Origin of the sequence: Lactobacillus jensenii DSM 20557, assembly GCF_001436455.1 — a bacterium.
Lineage (GTDB): Bacteria > Bacillota > Bacilli > Lactobacillales > Lactobacillaceae > Lactobacillus > Lactobacillus jensenii.
This window is the reverse complement of record NZ_AYYU01000047.1, coordinates 1-3,133: the sequence shown is the minus strand read 5'-3', so window position 1 is coordinate 3,133 and position 3,133 is coordinate 1. Positions and strand designations below refer to the sequence as shown.

The following is a 3,133-nucleotide window of genomic DNA, read 5'->3' as shown; positions in this document are numbered from 1 at the left end:
AAAAACCGAGACAATCATTGAACAGATTGTGAAAGCGAACCGAGAAGAGAGATCTAGGTAATAGGTCAAGAAGAGAAGGGCGCACGGTGAATGCCTGGGCACTAGAAGCCGATGAAGGACGTGACGAACCACGAAAGGCTACGGAGAGCTGTAAGTAAGCTAAGACCCGTAGATATCCGAATGGGGGAACCCGGTGCAGCGATGCATCATTAAATACTGTTAAGGTATTTAAAGGAAGACGCAATGAACTGAAACATCTAAGTAGCTGCAGGAAGAGAAAGAAAAATCGATTTCCTAAGTAGCGGCGAGCGAAAGGGAAAGAGCCCAAACCATTGAATTTATTCAGTGGGGTTGTAGGACTACGATGTGAGACAGAGAGGTATAGTTGAAGTCTTTGGGAAAAGACGCCAGAGAGGGTGAGAGCCCCGTAAGCGAAATAGCTCGAAGCTCTAGTAGTATCCTGAGTAGGCCGGGACACGAGGAATCCCGGTTGAAGCAGCGAGGACCATCTCGCAAGGCTAAATACTAACTAGTGACCGATAGTGAACCAGTACCGTGAGGGAAAGGTGAAAAGAACCCCGGAAGGGGAGTGAAAGAGAACCTGAAACCGTGTGCCTACAAGTAGTCAAAGCACATTAAAGTGTAATGGCGTGCCTTTTGTAGAATGAACCGGCGAGTTACGTTAAGTAGCGAGGTTAAGACAGAAAAGTCGGAGCCGAAGCGAAAGCGAGTCTGAATAGGGCGAGCAGTTACTTGACGTAGACCCGAAACCAAGTGACCTACCCATGTCCAGGTTGAAGGCTAGGTAAAACTGGCTGGAGGACCGAACCCACGTAAGTTAAAAATTGCGGGGATGAGGTGTGGGTAGCGGTGAAATTCCAAACGAACTTGGAGATAGCTGGTTCTCTCCGAAATAGCTTTAGGGCTAGCCTCGCGAGAGAGGATAATGGAGGTAGAGCACTGTTTGGACTAGGGGCCCGTCAGGGGTTACTGAATCCAGATAAACTCCGAATTCCATATATCTATACGCGGGAGTCAGACTGCGAGTGATAAGATCCGTAGTCGAAAGGGAAACAGCCCAGATCACCAGTTAAGGTCCCCAAATCTATGCTAAGTGGAAAAGGATGTGGAGTTGCGTAGACAACTAGGACGTTGGCTTAGAAGCAGCCATCATTCAAAGAGTGCGTAATAGCTCACTAGTCGAGTGGCGCTGCGCCGAAAATTTACCGGGGCTAAGCATAGTACCGAAACTGTGGATGTGCGTAAGCACGTGGTAGGAGAGCGTTCTAATTGCGGCGAAGCCTAATCGAGAGGATAGGTGGAGCGATTAGAAGTGAGAATGCCGGTATGAGTAGCGAAAGATAGGTGAGAATCCTATCCGCCGAAAGACTAAGGTTTCCTGGGGCAGGCTCGTCCGCCCAGGGTAAGTCGGGACCTAAGGTAAGGCCGAGAGGCGTAGCCGATGGACAACAGGTTGAGATTCCTGTACTAATATTAATCGTTAAGAGCAATGGAGGGACGCAGTAGGCTAATGGCGCATGTAACTGGAATCATGTGTAAGCGTCAAGGCTTGAAGTGAGTCAAATGCTTGCTTCTAAAAGGCTGAGGCGTGATGCGGAGCGAAATAAAGTAGCGAAGGTCATGATGTCACACTGCCGAGAAAAGCTTCTAGCCAGAGAGATATTACCCGTACCGCAAACCGACACAGGTAGTCGAGGAGAGAATCCTCAGGTGAGCGAGAGAACTCTCGTTAAGGAACTCGGCAAAATGACCCCGTAACTTCGGGAGAAGGGGTGCTGATCTCCGGATCAGCCGCAGTGAATAGGCCCAAACAACTGTTTATCAAAAACACAGGTATCTGCAAAATCGTAAGATGACGTATAGGTGCTGACACCTGCCCGGTGCTGGAAGGTTAAGAGGAGAGCTTAGCGCAAGCGAAGGTTTGAATTGAAGCCCCAGTAAACGGCGGCCGTAACTATAACGGTCCTAAGGTAGCGAAATTCCTTGTCGGGTAAGTTCCGACCTGCACGAAAGGTGTAATGATTTGGGCACTGTCTCAACGAGAGACTCGGTGAAATTATAATACCCGTGAAGATGCGGGTTACCCGCGACAGGACGGAAAGACCCCATGGAGCTTTACTGTAGCTTGATATTGAGTATCTGTTAAACATGTACAGGATAGGTAGGAGCCAGAGAAAGTAGGACGCTAGTCTTACTGGAGGCGCTGTTGGGATACTACCCTTGTTTGATGGATGCTCTAACCTAGGCCGCTAAGCGTGGTCAGGGACAGTGTCAGGTGGGCAGTTTGACTGGGGCGGTCGCCTCCTAAAGTGTAACGGAGGCGCCCAAAGGTTCCCTCAGAATGGTTGGAAATCATTCGCAGAGTGTAAAGGTATAAGGGAGCTTGACTGCGAGACCTACAAGTCGAGCAGGGACGAAAGTCGGGCTTAGTGATCTGGTGGTACCGTATGGAAGGGCCATCACTCAACGGATAAAAGCTACCCTGGGGATAACAGGCTTATCTCCCCCAAGAGTTCACATCGACGGGGAGGTTTGGCACCTCGATGTCGGCTCGTCGCATCCTGGGGCTGAAGTCGGTCCCAAGGGTTGGGCTGTTCGCCCATTAAAGCGGCACGCGAGCTGGGTTCAGAACGTCGTGAGACAGTTCGGTCCCTATCCGTCGTGGGCGTAGGAAATTTGAGAGGAGCTGTCCTTAGTACGAGAGGACCGGGATGGACATACCGCTGGTGTACCAGTTGTTCTGCCAAGGGCATCGCTGGGTAGCTATGTATGGACGGGATAAGCGCTGAAAGCATCTAAGTGCGAAGCCCCCCTCGAGATGAGATTTCCTTTGCGAAAGCAATAAGACACCTCAGAGACTATGAGGTAGATAGGCTGGGAGTAGAAGTAGAGTGATCTATGGAGCGGACCAGTACTAATCAGTCGAGAACTTGACCAAAGCGAAGGTTTTTTGTTGGTTGAAATTCAGTTTTGAGCGAGTAAGCTCAAAAGAGAGTGCGGTGGCGATAGCAAGAAGGATACACCTGTACCCATGCCGAACACAGAAGTTAAGCTTCTTCACGCCGAGAGTAGTTGGTGGGAAACTGCCTGCGAGGGTAGGTAGCCGCCGCGC

At 50.3% G+C, this 3,133-nt stretch carries 2 rRNA genes; both read left to right on the top strand.

Going from position 1 to position 3,133, the window contains the following annotated elements:
- Window positions 1-63 precede the first annotated feature (63 nt).
- Window positions 64-2,959 (top strand): 23S ribosomal RNA (locus tag FC45_RS07295).
- Window positions 2,960-3,016: 57 nt separating this feature from the next.
- Window positions 3,017-3,133: ribosomal RNA gene (gene rrf / locus FC45_RS07290) — 5S ribosomal RNA — on the top strand.